The organism is Neoalteromonas arenosi (genome assembly GCF_030362855.1).
GTDB classification, from domain to species: domain Bacteria; phylum Pseudomonadota; class Gammaproteobacteria; order Enterobacterales; family Alteromonadaceae; genus Alteromonas_E; species Alteromonas_E arenosi.
Map to the genome: position 1 here is coordinate 18,789 of NZ_JAUCBP010000014.1, position 16,692 is coordinate 35,480.

Sequence of the window (16,692 nt, forward strand, 5' to 3'; positions counted from 1 at the left end):
AAAAGGTCCGAATAAATCCGGACCTCCACGGAACTCCCTAATCAATGATTAGTGAGCAGAAGCTTCACCTGCTCCTTTAGGGAAGCGGATACTTTCAACTAATTGTTGGATTTCTTCCGGCGCTTCATCAGTCATCTTGAACACTGCGAATGCCACACCAAAGTTAACCAACATACCAAGCGTACCGATACCTTCTGGTGATATACCGAACCACCAGTTTTCAGGTACGTTTGCAGCCGGATTCACAAACTTGAAGTAAATGATGTAAGCCGCAGTGAAGGCGATACCCGCGAGCATACCTGATACTGCACCTTTGTCATTCATACGCTTGCTGAAGATACCCATGATAATCGCAGGGAAGAAGCTGGATGCGGCTAAGCCGAAGGCAAACGCTACCACCTGCGCCACGAATCCGGGCGGATTAATACCGAAGTAACCTGCAATACAGATAGCCACCGCTGCCGCTAACCGTGCATAGAACAGTTCAGCTTTATCGGTGATATTTGGCGCAAAGTTACGTTTCAGCAAGTCATGCGAGACGGAGGTGGAGATTACTAACAGTAGTCCGGCTGATGTCGACAAGGCTGCAGCAACACCACCGGCGGCTACTAGTGCGATAACCCATGCTGGTAAGTTAGCAATTTCAGGGTTAGCCAGTACCATGATGTCACGGTCAACACGCATTTCGTTACGCTCGTCACCTGAGTAGAACATTTTGCCGTCGCCGTTTTTGTCTTCAAAACCGATAAGACCTGTTTGCTCCCAGTTTTTAATCCAAGTAGGCGCTTCTGCATAGCTTGTACCCATCGCATCTGGACCGTTGATAGTCTCAATCATGTTAACGCGGGCAAATGCAGCTAAAGAAGGAGCAGTAGTGTATAGGATAGCGATGAACGCTAACGCATAACCAGCACTCTTCCGCGCATCACGTACTTTAGGTACAGTGAAGAAACGTACGATTACGTGCGGTAGACCCGCAGTACCCACCATTAGAGCGAAAGTAATGAAGAACACGTCAATAGTACTCTTAGTACCCGAGGTATATTCATTAAATCCAAGTTCGGTGGACAGCCCATCGAGTTTGTCCAGCAGGAACACCCCGGACCCGTCGGCCAAGGTCGCACCAAAGCCTGTTTGCGGTAGGATATGACCAGTTACCATCATAGAGATGAATACTGCAGGTACGATGTATGCGAAGATCAATACACAGTACTGAGCGACCTGAGTGTAAGTAATCCCTTTCATACCACCAAGTACGGTGTAGAAGAACACGATACCCATACCGATAATAACACCCGTTACGATATCAACTTCTAAGAAGCGACTGAATACAACACCAACACCGCGCATCTGACCTGCTACATAAGTGAAGCAGACAAAGATTGCACAGAATACCGCTACAGTACGTGCTGTTTGACTGTAATAACGATCACCGATGAAATCAGGTACCGTAAATTTACCAAACTTACGCAAGTACGGTGCTAAACAAAGCGCTAGCAATACGTAACCACCGGTCCACCCCATAAGGTAAACTGCGCCGTCGTATCCCATAAAGGAAATCAAACCGGCCATCGAAATAAATGACGCTGCCGACATCCAATCTGCCGCAGTCGCCATACCGTTCATTACCGGCGGAACACCACCACCAGCAACGTAGAAATCATTGGTTGAACCCGCACGGGCCCATATCGCAATGGCAATATACAGCGCGAATGAACCGCCGACGATTAAAAATGTGAGAGTTTGAACGTCCATGGTATTACTCCTCGTCTACGCCGTATTTTTTGTCCATGGCATTCATTTTTGCCATATAGACAAAAATCAGTGCGACAAACACATAAATAGAGCCCTGTTGTGCAAACCAGAAACCTAATTTGAAGCCGAAGAATTGAATAGTATTCAATTGCTCAACAAATAAAATGCCGGCGCCGAATGACACGACGAACCAGACCACCAGTAGCTTAGCGAGTAAGGCGAGGTTTTCCCGCCAGTATGCGCTTTTATCATCATCGTTCTTAAAAGCCATTTTGTAATCCTCGATCACGTTAATTGGATGTTTTGTTTTTTACATTTCTCTAACCAAGTGCCTCTAGCAGGCCATATGCGCAATGCTAAACTCACTGGCGACAGGCTAAACCCACAAAAAATGCTTGATTAGAGCCTTGATAGATACTTTAGACCTGTCGAAGCCAACTCGAAATGAGACCATGGTCGTAGGTTTCAATAAACGCTTGAAGCTGTGATAAAGTCTGGTTTGTAAACAATATGTTAGGAATTAACATGGCGCTTGGTTGGTCATTACTGGCAATTTTTTATCTGTTTGGTTTGTTCTGGATGGCGCGTTGGGGCGATAAGAATTCACCCACCGCGCGCTGGCTTACCTCTCACCCGGCCATTTATTCATTGGCATTAGCAATTTACTGTACCGCCTGGACGTTTTTTGGTGCGGTGGGTCAGGCCAGTCGCGACCATTGGATTTTTCTGCCGATATTACTCGGGCCGATCTTGGTGTACGCCATTGGCTATCGGTTTATCTATAAAATGGTGTTGGTCAGTAAGAAGCAACACATAACCACCATTGCTGATTTTATTTCCTCGCGCTACGGCAAGCGTCAATCGGTTGCACTGATGGTCACCGTGATCGCCCTACTGGCCACTATTCCCTACATTGCGCTGCAGTTAAAAGCGATTGGACAAACCTTCCAACAACTCACCGACTATCAAGATACCAACCTGCTAATCTTAATTGCGACGCTATTTATGGCGATTTTTGCAATTTTCTTTGGTACCAAACACGCGGATGTCACCGAGTACCGCCGCGGGCTTATGCTAGCTATTGCGTTTGAATCGAGTTTGAAATTACTGGCTTTGGTATTAGTTGGCTTTATTGCCTACTTGGCTATCGATAATGCTGCAGGCGAACCAAAGCTTGCCCCTATGTTGACTGATGAGGCCTTAAGTACCTTTAGTTCATTTAATTTTTGGGCACAAACTTTGATGGCTGCAGCCGCTATCATTTGCTTACCGCGGCAATTTCACGTAGCTATAATCGACAACTTAAGTCTTGATCACATCAAAACTGCGCGTTGGTTGTTTCCCTTGTACTTAATCATCATGGCCGCCGTAATCCCTATTATTGCGATGGCAGGTAACCAACTTTTCGCCGCTAGCAATGTGGCACCCGATGCTTATGTCCTCAGTATTGCCATCGATAGTGGCTCGATTATCTTGCAAGCACTGGTATTTCTTGGCGGACTTTCTGCCGCCACCGCGATGATCATTGTTGCAACCCTAACTTTGAGTACCATGTTGACCAATGACGTCGTACTACCGCGTATTTTTGCGATTGATAAACATCAAAATAAAACCGACTTTAGCGCGCGTATTCGTTTTATCCGACGCATAGTCATTGGTGTGATTTTATTGATGGCTTTTATTTATCAACAACAGATGACCGGGAGTCGTTCACTGGCTTCGATTGGTTTAATTGCATTCTCTTTAGTGATCCAGCTGTTACCTGCTATTGTTGGCGGCGTATATTGGAAAAAAGGTCACGCGCACGGCGTATACGCAGGCTTATTAGTCGGCTTAACCTGCTGGGTATTGTGGTTGGTGTTGCCCACTATTAATAACGACTTTGACCAAGTGCACCAAAACGAATTACTCAGCCAAGGTGCTGTGGTTTCACTGATAGCCAATGCCATCGGTTACATCCTGTTCTCGTTGATGGCCCCGGCTCGCCTCATTGACCGTATTCAAGCGGAAGCATTTGTATCTCCCGCTGACATTCGCAACAACGTTACGCGCAGCCATGGCAACAATATAAAGGTCGCTGACTTATTAACCTTGTTAACTACCTTCATGGGACAAGGGCGCTGTGAGCAGCTCGTCGATGAGTTTAATCGCACTCATAACATTAAAGTACTGCCTAACGACAAACCGAATCCAGCCTTTATGGCATTTTGTGAACGCGCGTTAGGTGGCGTAATAGGCGCATCCAGTGCACGGGCATTAACTGACAGTGTGATCCGCGGTAAGAAGCTCGATTTCACCGAAGTGATAAACTTTTTCGATGATACGACCCAGGCCATGCAGTTCAATATGACGGCCTTGATCACGTCATTGGAGAACATCGACCAAGGCATCAGCGTAATCGATAAGCAATTAAAGCTGGTCGCCTGGAACAAACGCTATAGCGATATGTTTGACTATCCCGAAGGCATGCTTGAAGTCGGCACGCCTATATCAACGCTCGTGCGATACAACGCCGAGAGAGGTGAGTTTGGCACTGGTGAAGTGGATGCCGAAGTCGAAAAACGCATGGCCCATTTACACTCTGGATCTCCGCATAAATTTACCCGCCATCGCAGCGACGGCAGCGTCATTGAAATGGTCGGTAACCCACTGCCTGGTGGTGGATTTGTAACCACCTTCAATGACATCACCGGACACGTTGAAATCCAACAAGCGTTGGAAGAATCCAACATCGATTTGGAGCATAGGGTTAAAAAACGGACCGAAGAAGTGCATTCGATAAATGCCGAATTGCGGTTAGAAATTCAACGTCGCTCAGATGCTGAGAAAGAATTGATCCGCGCTCGCCAAGCGGCTGAAGAAGCCAATGCCAGTAAGACCCGCTTCTTGGCACTCGCCAGCCATGATGTGCTACAACCCTTAAATGCCGCCAAGCTCTATGTATCAGCGTTGCGTGAAACCAGTTTGGATGACAATGCCGCTAAACTGGTGGATAAACTCAACCAATCAGTGAATTCGAGTGAAGCGCTGATTGGTACATTGTTAGATATTTCACGCCTCGACCAAGGTGACTTAAAGCCCACCATAGAACCTGTGGATGTGATTGCAACCCTGACGCCACTCATCGACCAGATTGCGATAAAGGCGAAAGAAAAAGGTCTTGAATTTAGAACTAAAATTCGGCCCTGTTGGGCAATGGCAGATAAGACCTATCTGTACCGAATTGTACAGAACTTGCTATCAAATGCAGTGAAGTACACACAAAAAGGCAAAGTTCTGTTAACTATTAAAGTCGTGGAAAATCGAGTACAAATTCGCGTTTTTGATACTGGGATCGGTGTTACCCAAGAGCAACAAATACTAATCTTTAGCGATTTCTATCGCGCCGATACCCACACCGAGAGTGGTGTGGGTTTGGGTCTCGGTGTAGTGCGTCGTTTGAGTGGCCAAATTAAAGGTAATGTAGGTGTGCGCTCAACACCTGGTAAAGGCAGCTGCTTTGAGTTACGGGTACCTGTCTCCGAACCCGGTCAAGACGAGTCCAAGACAGTTACCCGTGCTAGCTCGTCATTCTCGGGTTTACGGGTGCTGTGTGTCGATGACCAACAAGAGAACCTCGATGCCCTCAAGACACTGCTGGAGCGATGGAGTATTACTGTAGAAGTTGCGCAAACCAGAGAAGCGGCTTTAGCAACCGCTCAGTCATTTAAACCACAAATCGTGTTGATGGACTATCAGCTAGGCAAAAACGACAATGGCTTAGAGGTAATTGATGCTCTGCGGACTGAGTTAGATATGGTATGTCCGGCGTGTTTGGTTACGGCGGTTCGCGACACTGAGTTGGCGGAAACCTGCAAACAACACGGCGTTCACTATATGAATAAGCCGGTTAAGCCAGCAAAACTGCGCGCCCTGCTACAAGCAATGACGCGCCATATTGATGCTGCTGATGTGATCGAAAAAGAGGCTTAAAAGGCTTTGTTAAACCACAAGCGGTAGGTGTGATCATTAGCGCCATTTGACACACCTGCCAAGTAGCCCAATTGATAGCTAAATTCACCAATTTTGCCGCTCAGTACCGGGCCAATTTGATGCTCTTGGTCATTGAATGAGCCCATGTCGCTGATACGACCATACTCGTTGAACATCTCGACCCCCAAACGATGGCCGTTTTCCATCTTATAGGTCAGGCTCGCGCGAGTCTCTAACGTAGTTCCGCCCACTGCCGTGCCACCGAAGTTCCAACCGCCAATCACAATACCGCGTAAACGCCATTCTGGTGTCAGTTGCCACTGGTTAGTCCAATTGATCGCGAAAAGTTCTGGGCGGCTACCTTTACGCGTGCGAATGTCAAAACGAACACCCGAATCCCAAATACCGTCTTCTTTGTGTTTAAAGTGGTAAAGCAATTCAGCACGTAAGTAGTCGTACTCTAAGTCATCGCCAACATCGCGAAACTGCGTGATGATGCGCCAGCGAAAATCTTCATTGAACGCTTGTTGATAATGGAAGCGATGCGCCCATGCATCCTCACCGCCATCCTCACCTGGAGAAAAGCCAATGCGATACATCGCCGACCGATCATCGGGGTTGACTGTCGGACCATGCACACCTGATGTATTACTGGCCATTACTTGAAAGGCACACAACCCTAAAACTAGCAGCGGCAACTTAATCCATTGCTTCATAAATCATCCACCATGTGAAATAACAAACTAAAATCCTATACGTGTTATAGCTTAAAAAAGCGCAATGTACGCCTGATGATCGATAAATAAAATAGCACTCAGCACGACATTACCGAATGGTTCGTACAGAAATTATTACACATTGTGGGCTACTGATGCGCTTTAATGAATGGCGGCAGGAGGCTCTAATTCGAGTTGTGAGGCAATCAATACTGCCTGTGTGCGATTGTTAATACCCAGCTTTTTAAAAATAGCGGTCACGTGGGCTTTTACAGTCGCTTCAGCAATATCTAAATTGTAACCGATTTGTTTGTTGAGTAAGCCATCGCGCATATAACACAGCACTTTATATTGTGAAGGCGTTAAGCTGGCTACTTGATCAGCGAGTTTGGAAAACTCTTCGTCGACCTCTTCAATCTTGCCGTCAAAGGCTTCGGGTAACCATACATCGCCATCTAGGATTGCGCTCACTGCATCGGCAATATCGCTGCTACTGGCAGTTTTGGGGATAAAGCCTAAAGCACCGACACCGACAATCTTTGAAATAATCAGTGGATCTTCGGTACCGGATACCACCGCGACAGGAACATCGGGAAAGAGTTTGCGGATATGCAGTAGCCCAAATAAATCTTGGCTGCCTGGCATGTGGAGGTCGAGCAACAACAAATCGACATCATTGTGCTCAAGAGTCTCTACAGTAGCGGCGAGATCCGCCGCTTCCAGTAAATGAATATCCGTTAAGGAGGAGGATAACGCTCCGCGCAGTGCATCACGGTATAAAGGGTGATCATCGGCTATCAGTAACGTTATCATGGCGACTCCTTTTTATTATCTATTCAATCGCTCCGCGATGAGTGTATCAACCACGGACGGATCCGCCAAGGTTGATGTATCACCCAATTGCTGGTGTTCATTAGCGGCAATTTTACGCAAGATACGGCGCATAATTTTACCTGAACGCGTTTTAGGTAAACCGTGAGACCACTGGATCATGTCCGGTGTTGCGATGGGGCTAAGCTCTTTACGCACCCAGGCTCTGAGCTCTTTCGTTAGCTCATCGGTCACTTCAACACCTTCATTTGGCGTTACGTATACATAAATCCCCTGACCTTTAATGTCATGCGGATACCCAACCACCGCGGCTTCTGCCACATCGTGATGCGCCACTAGAGCACTTTCGATCTCTGCAGTACCCAAACGGTGACCGGAGACATTTAGTACATCGTCAACGCGACCAGTGATCCAGTAGTAACCGTCTTCATCTCGACGGCAACCATCACCCGTGAAATAAACGCCTTCATACGCACTGAAATAGGTATTTTTAAAGCGCTCGTGATCGCCATAAACCGTGCGGGCTTGTGCAGGCCAGCTGTCTTTGATCACCAAGTTACCTTCGGCTTCGCCTTCAAGCTCATTCCCGTCTGCATCGAATAGCGCTGGCTGTACACCAAAGAACGGGCGACTGGCCGAACCTGGCTTCAATTCAGTTGCGCCGGGTAACGGCAGGATCATGGTGCCGCCGGTCTCGGTTTGCCACCAAGTATCGGCGATTGGGCACTCGTTGTTACCGAATACGCGGTGATACCACTCCCACGCCTCTGGATTAATCGGTTCACCGACGGAGCCTAAAACGCGTAAGGTAGAAACATCACAACCTTCAACCGGTGCATCACCATGGGCCATTAAAGCTCGAATTGCAGTTGGTGCAGTATATAGCTGGTTAACTTTGTATTTCTCTACCACTTGCGCGATACGACGCACATCTGGATAAGTCGGCACGCCCTCAAAGAATACTTGGGTAACAGCATTCACGAGTGGCCCATACACCATGTAACTGTGACCGGTGATCCAGCCCACATCGGCCGTACACCAATAAATGTCACCGTCTTTATAGTCAAACGCATACTTAAACGTCATCGCGGTATACAGTAAATAACCACCCGTGGTGTGTACCACGCCTTTTGGTTGACCCGTAGAGCCGGAGGTATACAAGATAAACAATGGATCTTCAGCGTTCATCACTTCGGGTTCACACTGTGCAGATACATCATCCACCAATTCATCCCACCATACGTCGACATCGTTCCAGGCAATATCACCGCCAGTAAGTTTGTGTACCAAAACAGCTGATATACTCGGGCATGCGCCGTTCGCCAACGCTTCATCGACATTGGCTTTTAATGGTACGCTTTTGCCACTACGACGACCTTCGTCAGCGGTGATCACCACCTTGGCGTCACTGTCGTTAATGCGATCAGCAATAGCATTCGGTGAGAAACCGCCAAAAATCACTGAGTGCACTGCACCGATGCGCGCACAGGCCAACATTGCATAGGCAGCTTGAGGCACCATCGGCATATACAGTGCTACGCGGTCACCTTTGCCAACACCGAGTTTTTTCAGGCCGTTGGCAAGCTTACAGACCTCATAATGCAGTTGTTGATAGGTAATTACCTCACTGTCTTCTGGCGAATCACCTTCCCAAAGGATTGCTGTTTTCTTAGCATTTTTTGCTAAATGCCGATCGATACAGTTGTAGCTGGCATTGAGTTCGCCATCTTCAAACCATTTAATGTATAAATTGTCGGACGCAAAAGATGTATCTTTTACTTTAGTGGGTGCTTTGAACCAATCAAGCATTGCCGCGTGTTCGCCCCAAAATGCCTCTGGGTCGCTGACCGACTGTTGGTACATTTCGAGATACTGCTCATTGGTGAGTAGCGTATCTGCTTTAATAGCTTCTGGCACTGGATATGTTTTGGCATTCATCGTGTTGCCTCCAAGTTTAAAAATTGAATTTGCAAAGTTAGTTGCTACTGATTTGGGTATGGCTTAACTGTAGCCCTTATTAACAATTACAAAATGAGACTTTGGTCTTACCGGACTGTAACGCCGCATCGACAAGACAAAACAGATTTCCTGACAAATATCCTAACAGACTGATATTTCGAAAGTAAGACTTTAGTCTAATAGACGAACAGCTTATTTTTTTTTTGCCTAAACTGCGCACAATAGAATCATGTTAACGAACATTTTACATCGTTTTAACTTTAATCAATACAGCAAGTGGACACTCTTATGAAGGCAGCAATTAAAAAAACAGCATCTATCGTAGCACTCACCTGTGCCGGTTTATCGGGTACTGCAACTGCGGCAAACCTCGCCGGAACAGACGTTAAGTTTTCAGGCTATATCAAACTTGATGCAATTGTTTCAAATTACAGTGAAGGTTCATTAGCAACCGGTAACCTCAATCGTGATTTCTATGTGCCCGCACTTATTCCAGTGAACGGCCTTGATGAAGGCGCGCAAATGGATATCCATGCGCGTCAATCGCGTTTCCGCTTTACTACCTCTACCGCTACAGAAGAGGGCGATACGATTACTGGTGTGCTTGAGTTTGATATGTTGGCCACGCCAAACGGTAACGACCGTATCAGTAGTTCATGGACTCCGCGTATTCGTCACGCGTTTATGAAGTATAAAAACTGGACGATTGGTCAAACCTGGTCAACGTTTATGGACGTTAGTGCGCTGCCAGAAACGCTCGATTTTATCGGTGTGACTGACGGAACGATCTTTGACCGCCAAGCACTTGTGCGTTACACCTCAGGTGCATGGGAATTTGCAGCGGAAAACCCAGAAACAACCGTCACTCCTTTTGGTGGCGGTGGACGTATTGTTGCCGATGACAATGTAACACCAGACTTAGTGGCTCGTTATACGCATAAAGCCGATTGGGGTTACTTAAGAGTTGCGGGTTTGTTGCGTCAACTCGCGTATGACAATGGCGATAACATCGATTCAACTGATACCTCAATTGGTATCAGTGTTACCGGTAAAATTAATTTAGATAACGGTGATGATCTGCGCTTTATGCTCAACACCGGTCAGGGCTTAGGTCGCTATATTGGTCTTAACACGGCAAATGGTGCTGTGATTGATGCCAATGGCGAGCTGCAAGCTATCGATTCATTTGGTTACGCCATTGCTTATCGCCATGTGTGGAATGAAAAAATGCGCAGTAACTTTACCTTCTCGGCACTGGATGTAGACAACGATACTGCGCTTACAGGTCTGGGTGTGACGCAAAAGACCTACTCTGCGCGCGCAAACCTATTGTATTCACCAACCAAAGCAATCACCGTGGGTGGCGAAATTGCTTTTGCGAATCGCGAAACAGAAGGTGGTTTAGAAGGTGATATGAACCGTATCCAGTTCTCTGCAAAATATGCTTTTTAAGCAATTTTCTTGAAGTAAAAGGCCAGGCACGTTGCTTGGCCTTTTTTATCGGGTCGCAAAAATAACCGACAGCGGCAGTAAGAAAAACACGCCAACGATATAGGCTACGCCCAAACTCTTGTGCTCGGCAACGCGCAACGACAATAAGTAACTGAGTTTGTAGGGCAACTCGCGCAAGAAAACTAGGCCATAAATTACCGCAACCGCACTGACGTTATACAACAAATGTACAATCGCGATCTGCAGTGCTAATGCGGCATTAGCACCGGTGATAGCGAGTGCCGCAACGAGCGCAGTGATACAGGTGCCGATATTCGCACCTAAAGTGAAAGGGTAAATATCACGCGCTTTGAGCACGCCGTTACCTACTAACGGCACCATTAATGATGTAGTAGTTGACGAACTCTGCACTAATACGGTTACTATTGTACCTGAGGCAATCCCCGTTAACGGGCCGCGTCCGATGCTACTGTGCAAAATTTGCTTAGCGCGGCCGACCATCAAGGATTTCATGATCTTGCCCATGTAGGTAATTGAAACCACGATCAAGCCAATACCTATCACAATCTTAATCAAGCCAGCATAAATCGCTGGTAAACCGGCAAGTACATAATTCAGTGCATCAACCACCGGTCCAGTCACGCCTTTGATGGGATTAAATCCACCAACGTCGGCCGCTGCGCCAATCGAAAATAGCGAAACCATTGCTCCGCTCACGTGTTCTAAAAAGCCGAACATAATCTCTAGCGGTAAAAATATTAGTACCGCAAATATATTGAAGAAGTCGTGAATAGTTGCCGCGTTAAACGCACGCTGAAACTCTTGCTTATTGGTAACATGCCCTAAGCTAACAATGGTGTTAGTAATACTGGTACCAATATTAGCGCCCATCATCATGGGTACAGCAATGGTAATGGGTAATCCGCCCGCCACCATTGCAACAATAATGGAAGTAACCGTGCTTGAAGATTGAATTAACGCGGTGCCGACCATGCCGATGATGAGGCCCATGACAGGATTAGATGCAAACTCAAAGAGACTGCGGGCGTGTTCAGCGGTAGCAAGCTTAAAACCACTGCCAATGATGCTGACTGCTGTGAGCATTACAAAGACAAGAAATACTAGCCATAACCATCGCCGCAGCTTTGCACCGCCAGATAGTGGTGCCATCACAATCACCTCTGTTTCAGGCGCAATCGATGGGTTAGATACTGGCTGGGTCATTAGTTACTCAAAAATTTAGCTACACACATACACGCAATAGGGTACCTAGCGTAAATGACAAATTGATTACGCCAGCACAGATCGCGGATCCTGCCACAAAACTTTGGCAGGAAAAATCGAATAACCCGACCTTTTTAATCAGCTTTTTATGTGGGTAAAAGCCACAGTTTTAGAAGGGTTGGCTAAATTGTTGTAATACTTCGTGAACCTCTGCAAGCTGCTGATCCGTTAGCGTGATTGAAAACGCCGCAATATTTTCTTCCAGCTGTGCCAACGTAGTAGCACCAATGATAGTAGACGTTACGCCGTCCACTTGACGGCACCAGGCCAATGCCAATTGGCTAGGCGTGATCCCAAAATCATTAGCCAAGGCGACGTAACGAGCGATAGCTTGGTTTGCCATGGCGGTATCGCGGAATAAACCTTGTCGCTGCACCATGGTCCAGCGGCTACCAGCGGGACGTTCACCGTTGAGGTACTTGCCAGACAATGCCCCGCCCGCGAGTGGCGACCAAGGCAAGTAGGCAACATCCTCTAAAACACATGTCTCAATCAGGTACGGCCAATCTTTAAGATGGATAAGACTGAATTCGTTTTGAATAGATACTGGACGCGGCACATTTAACTCACTACACAGCTGCAAAAAGGTGTGAATGCCCCAAGGCGTCTCATCAGACAGCCCCCAGTGACGGATCTTACCGGCTTTTATCTCTTCACCAAGCGCGATGACCAACTCTCGCATCGTGTCTCTTTCGCGGTCAGCATCGATTTTGCTCGGCCGGACTTGGTTCGGCCAATGGGTACCAAAATGGGCGGTGGGACGGTTAGCCCAGTGCAGCTGATACACATCGACATAGTCGGTTTGCAAGCGCTCCAATGAGGCGTCCAGTGCCACGGGTAACGCTTTGCCTGTCATGCGTTCGCCACCGCGAATATAGCCAATTCCCGGCCCAGCTATTTTGCTCATTATGATCAATGCTTGGCGCTGCGCGGGGTGGCGAGACAACCAATCACCAATAACGCGTTCCGTATCGCCATACGTCTCCTTATTTGGCGGTACCGGGTACATCTCGGCGGTATCGATAAAATTAATCTGCGTGTCAATAGCCCGCTGAATTTGTTGATCAGCATCGTGTTGATTATTTTGAATACCCCAGGTCATAGAGCCTAAACAAATTTCAGAGACCGTTAGACCACTACTTCCCAAAGGATTAAATCGCATGCTTAGTGTACCTTATCCATTAATTGTAAAAGAGAATACGTCAGTACGGCAGATTCGATTACTTAAACCGCATGTTTGATTGCAAAAGCGTCGCGACCGCCTTGCTTAACTTCGTACATGGTTTCATCGGCCAATTGCAGCATATTGTCGAGTACCTGTGTAGGGCTATCGGTGTGGACAATGCCGATACTACCGCCAATTTGGCAAGTAATCGTAGGACTCACATTTACGGGCGTGCGCAATTCACCCAAGATAAGCTCAGCCAGCGAAGACAACGCCTCTTCATCCAACTGGCTTTGTTTAAAGCCGATTACGAATTCATCGCCCCCCCACCGTACGCAAATATCTGATTGGGTATTGAAATGGCGTTTAAGACGCTGCGCCATGGTCACCAAAACTTCGTCACCCACATCGTGCCCATAGGTATCATTAACCGGTTTAAAGCGATCTAAATCGACCATCATCAAAACAAACTGAGCGCCTTTCTGCTGGACCTGAGCAAGTGACTGTTTGAGTGCTAACTCGCCAGAACGACGGTTGCGTAAGCCCGTGAGAGAATCGTGATCGGCTTCAAACCGTGTTTGCTGTTCGCGTTGAATACGGTCGGTAACATCGTAGGCGATGACTTCAATTAAAGTCGATTGATCAAGACGCCTTTTAACCCGCTGTTCACTCACTTTAGCCAGCAAACAATGGACATAGCGCTTTTCATCATTATGCATATATTCTAGGTCTAAACTGAGTTGTCCCAACGCTTCTACGGTCCGCATTTGCTGCAACGTCTCAGTAACGCGATCTTCATCACTAAATAATTCTGGGAACAGCTGACCTTCTTGAATCTGCTCAAATAGGCTTTGCATCGCCTTATTCATGGTGATCAATCGGTTGTCGGCACCAATCAAGCCAATACCGGCACTGGCTTGTTCAAACAATAGCCTAAACCGCTGCTCAAGCCTTTGTGTCCGTTCGCGCAAAATACGTTCGGTTTGCAAGTTTTGTTTTAATGCAATCATCAAGGCATTGATGCCGCTGATTAACACGCCCAACTCATCGCGCTTGCGATAGCCGATATCAATAGGCTGCATTGATTCAGGCAAATTGGGATCGACCGAGGAGAAGCCTTGGGTAAGTTTTTGGATTGGACTGGTCAAACGGCGATGGACGAATAGCGCGACCGCGCCAGTAGTCAATAAACTCAGTAGCATCAACGCTAGCGCATTTTGCAAACCACTTTGGCGGGCTTCAGTTTGACTATATCGATCATCGGGGAAGATCACTAAATGGCCAATCACTTCGTCACCGGAGAAGGGATGGATAAGATCAATCCTTATGGCTTCACCAGCCTGGGTTAAATCACCAGCCTGCAACGCCATATATTCAAAATTAGTGATTGATGCCGCAGCCACTAGATTACTAGCCACCAAGCCATTGATAATTTCTAAGCCTAAGTCATCGTCTTCCAAGTAAGCCGCTATCGCCGACGTCTTCTCTGCTCGACGAGCAAGCTGATCAACCATCTCGCTGTTCAAACCGATTTGGCGGTCAAGGTTATACCAATAAGTCACCGACGCAGTTAACAACGACAATATGATTGCCACTAAAGCAATTGTCAGCGCAACTCGGATGTATAATTTTTGACTTAAATGCAAAGTGATAGACGCTTAAAAAACCGTGCTTAAACCTAAGTGTACAACATTCATAGAGTGAGGTGTTTTTTCTAATGCAGGGTTGTTGTTCCCGAACGCACCAGAGCCTGGGTAATCAATATCGATGTGATCAATTTGGAATTTCATCACCCAGTCATTCGCAAAATCCCATCGCACTCCAGCACTTAACGTTGTTTGATCGATCAGAGGGCCTGTGACTGATGCATCGGCAATTTCAGCAAGTGCGTTAATCGTGAATGCCAACTCTTGTGGAATACCTGCGGGTAAAGTCGGCGCACTTATGCACGTAGCCTCGTCCTCAGGACTTTGACCAGAGAGCACTACATAGGGTAATAAATCATCGAAATAGTAACCCACTGAGAGATAGCCAAAACGCGCGCTCGGGAAAAGCAACCAATCAGCACCGTATCGACCTAATTCAGCCTGAATATTCCAGCGCAGGTCATCGTATTTGAAACCGAATGAGGCAAAATTGGCTCGCTCTCCTTCTGGATCGAACTGCTCCAATAGCTGCGGTATTTCTGGCCAAAGTGACGTTGGGATCGTAGCTAAGACAGCGGTAAACTGATTGAAAGAATCAAACTGTAAATTGTCACTTCGAGACGACGATAAACTCGCTTTAAGTTGCCACGGCCCTCTCGAGTACTCTGCACTAAATGTAACGATATCCTCATAATCTATCCGCAGCCGACCACTATCGCCATTCAAACGCGCTTGAGACTCACCAACAGTTAAACTAAATTTTGCGAAGCCTGAAAAAATATCGCGCGAATATTGAATGTCGACACCGTCTGTAGAGGCCGCCACAGCCGAACTGGAGTAGAAATCCAAAGGTGGCCTGGCCCACGGATAGGCATATCCGACAGTGCGTATATCGGATAACAGGTAGACATTACTGTGCATCCGTCCGGCACGGACCGCCCAATTCCGGTGCGGTTTGAAACGAATAAACGCTTTTTCGAAATAGTTACTCCAATCAGTATCCGCTCGGTCTTGAATTACAACTTGCGTGACAAAATCCCACTGCGGATCAATTTGCACATTTAGCTGACCGCCGATGACAGAGTCACTGGCAAGGGTAAAATTGTCGCGTGTTTTGTTAAGGAGTGTACTGCGAAATCGCAACTCATCGTGACTGTGATAAGTTGCCCCTAGCGTAGCAAAGCCGCTAAACGTAACTTCAGCACTGATGCCCACTGTGGGAACTAGCATGGCCAGCACAATGAACAGTATGCGGCACAAACGAGCAAAGGGAGTGTTCACGGCCGATTTATTGTTGGTCAAACTGATAAACAATCTTCATCTCCGTTGTCACTTGGCTGCGCGGCACATAGGCCAGAGTATTAATATCAGTATCTAAATATTGCGCAATTTCCGAGGCAGTCTCTAATTCACGAGGCGGCTTGGCTCGTCCAGAGAACAGCAAGCGCGACCAGTAAGACCGAATCTTGCGCAAGTCTTGATTAACTAATAACTGATAAAATAATGCCTTTTCCACAGATTCATCTGGAAAGTCTATAGGGGCAGCGGGTTGACCATTGGGAAAGCTTGAGTAACGGCCCATGTAAATGTCAATAACTTGTTTTTTACTCAGTGCTTCAATGGCATTTCCGGCGTGAACAACGACCACCAAGCTGTCGCTTGCGTCAGCAGCAACAGCGAATGGCATCGCACTTAGACAAAGGCATAAAAACCAAGTCCGCAGCCGTTGCTTGAAAAGGTGAAGCATCATGAAAGAAAACAACAAATCCATAATGAGGAAGTTAGTCGATAATTATAGCATGGTATCTTGTAAATATGAGGCGTTGCCATTTTTTACAGGCAATAAAAAAGGCCGCCTAAGCGACCTTTCTTTAAGATGTCTTAACTATTAGTCAAGGATCTTAGATACAAC

Annotated in this window: 12 protein-coding genes; 2 read left to right on the forward strand and 10 right to left on the reverse strand. The window is 47.0% G+C overall.

What is annotated here, in order from left to right:
• Nucleotides 1-48: 48 nt before the first annotated feature.
• Complete coding sequence (locus QTP81_RS17120; protein ID WP_289367268.1) at nucleotides 49-1,755, reverse strand: sodium:solute symporter family protein; 1,707 nt, start codon at nucleotides 1,753-1,755, stop codon at nucleotides 49-51.
• A gap of 4 nt (nucleotides 1,756-1,759) precedes the next feature.
• A complete protein-coding gene (locus QTP81_RS17125) occupies nucleotides 1,760-2,026 on the reverse strand; it encodes a DUF4212 domain-containing protein (protein ID WP_289367269.1) in 267 nt (88 codons plus the stop codon).
• A gap of 254 nt (nucleotides 2,027-2,280) precedes the next feature.
• Here QTP81_RS17125 and QTP81_RS17130 point away from each other — a divergent pair, with 254 nt between their 5' ends.
• Complete coding sequence (locus tag QTP81_RS17130) at nucleotides 2,281-5,727, forward strand: hybrid sensor histidine kinase/response regulator (RefSeq protein WP_289367271.1); 3,447 nt, start codon at nucleotides 2,281-2,283, stop codon at nucleotides 5,725-5,727.
• On the opposite strand, the gene QTP81_RS17135 is transcribed toward QTP81_RS17130, so the two are convergent.
• From QTP81_RS17135 to acs, 3 genes are all read right to left on the reverse strand, one after another.
• Nucleotides 5,724-6,443: a hypothetical protein gene (locus tag QTP81_RS17135; RefSeq protein WP_289367274.1), complete on the reverse strand. Its 720-nt coding sequence runs from the start codon at nucleotides 6,441-6,443 to the stop codon at nucleotides 5,724-5,726. The genes QTP81_RS17130 and QTP81_RS17135 overlap by 4 nt on opposite strands.
• Before the next feature lie 162 nt (nucleotides 6,444-6,605).
• Nucleotides 6,606-7,256, reverse strand: coding sequence for a response regulator transcription factor (locus QTP81_RS17140; RefSeq protein WP_289367275.1), 651 nt, complete (start codon nucleotides 7,254-7,256; stop codon nucleotides 6,606-6,608).
• 15 nt (nucleotides 7,257-7,271) lie between these two features.
• Complete coding sequence (gene acs, locus QTP81_RS17145; protein ID WP_289367276.1) at nucleotides 7,272-9,212, reverse strand: acetate--CoA ligase; 1,941 nt, start codon at nucleotides 9,210-9,212, stop codon at nucleotides 7,272-7,274.
• A gap of 309 nt (nucleotides 9,213-9,521) precedes the next feature.
• On the opposite strand from acs, the gene QTP81_RS17150 reads away from it, so the two are divergent.
• Complete coding sequence (locus tag QTP81_RS17150; RefSeq protein ID WP_289367277.1) at nucleotides 9,522-10,685, forward strand: DcaP family trimeric outer membrane transporter; 1,164 nt, start codon at nucleotides 9,522-9,524, stop codon at nucleotides 10,683-10,685.
• Nucleotides 10,686-10,730: 45 nt separating this feature from the next.
• On the opposite strand, the gene QTP81_RS17155 is transcribed toward QTP81_RS17150, so the two are convergent.
• From QTP81_RS17155 to QTP81_RS17175, 5 genes are all read right to left on the reverse strand, one after another.
• Nucleotides 10,731-11,855, reverse strand: coding sequence for a Na/Pi symporter (locus QTP81_RS17155; RefSeq protein WP_289367286.1), 1,125 nt, complete (start codon nucleotides 11,853-11,855; stop codon nucleotides 10,731-10,733).
• 223 nt (nucleotides 11,856-12,078) lie between these two features.
• On the reverse strand, nucleotides 12,079-13,131 hold the full coding sequence (locus QTP81_RS17160) for an aldo/keto reductase (RefSeq protein WP_289367278.1): 1,053 nt from the start codon (nucleotides 13,129-13,131) through the stop codon (nucleotides 12,079-12,081).
• Nucleotides 13,132-13,193: 62 nt separating this feature from the next.
• Nucleotides 13,194-14,717, reverse strand: coding sequence for a diguanylate cyclase domain-containing protein (locus QTP81_RS17165; protein ID WP_289367281.1), 1,524 nt, complete (start codon nucleotides 14,715-14,717; stop codon nucleotides 13,194-13,196).
• Between the two features lie 75 nt (nucleotides 14,718-14,792).
• Entirely contained in the window at nucleotides 14,793-16,010 is a 1,218-nt protein-coding gene (locus QTP81_RS17170; protein WP_289367283.1) for a hypothetical protein, read from the reverse strand.
• 58 nt (nucleotides 16,011-16,068) lie between these two features.
• The gene (locus QTP81_RS17175) at nucleotides 16,069-16,467 is read right to left on the reverse strand and encodes a type 2 periplasmic-binding domain-containing protein (RefSeq protein WP_289367285.1); all 399 of its coding nucleotides are present in this window, start codon (nucleotides 16,465-16,467) and stop codon (nucleotides 16,069-16,071) included.
• Nucleotides 16,468-16,692: the final 225 nt, after the last annotated feature.

Excerpts from the sequence above, each read along its gene's own strand:
- QTP81_RS17120 (WP_289367268.1), bottom strand. The coding sequence starts at position 1,755 with ATGGACGTTCAAACTCTCACATTTTTAATCGTCGGCGGTTCATTCGCG.
- QTP81_RS17125 (WP_289367269.1), bottom strand. The coding sequence starts at position 2,026 with ATGGCTTTTAAGAACGATGATGATAAAAGCGCATACTGGCGGGAAAAC.
- QTP81_RS17130 (WP_289367271.1), top strand. The coding sequence starts at position 2,281 with ATGGCGCTTGGTTGGTCATTACTGGCAATTTTTTATCTGTTTGGTTTG.
- QTP81_RS17135 (WP_289367274.1), bottom strand. The coding sequence starts at position 6,443 with ATGAAGCAATGGATTAAGTTGCCGCTGCTAGTTTTAGGGTTGTGTGCC.
- QTP81_RS17140 (WP_289367275.1), bottom strand. The coding sequence starts at position 7,256 with ATGATAACGTTACTGATAGCCGATGATCACCCTTTATACCGTGATGCA.
- acs (WP_289367276.1), bottom strand. The coding sequence starts at position 9,212 with ATGAATGCCAAAACATATCCAGTGCCAGAAGCTATTAAAGCAGATACG.
- QTP81_RS17150 (WP_289367277.1), top strand. The coding sequence starts at position 9,522 with ATGAAGGCAGCAATTAAAAAAACAGCATCTATCGTAGCACTCACCTGT.
- QTP81_RS17155 (WP_289367286.1), bottom strand. The coding sequence starts at position 11,855 with ATGGCACCACTATCTGGCGGTGCAAAGCTGCGGCGATGGTTATGGCTA.
- QTP81_RS17160 (WP_289367278.1), bottom strand. The coding sequence starts at position 13,131 with ATGCGATTTAATCCTTTGGGAAGTAGTGGTCTAACGGTCTCTGAAATT.
- QTP81_RS17170 (WP_289367283.1), bottom strand. The coding sequence starts at position 16,010 with ATGCTAGTTCCCACAGTGGGCATCAGTGCTGAAGTTACGTTTAGCGGC.
- QTP81_RS17175 (WP_289367285.1), bottom strand. The coding sequence starts at position 16,467 with ATGCCATTCGCTGTTGCTGCTGACGCAAGCGACAGCTTGGTGGTCGTT.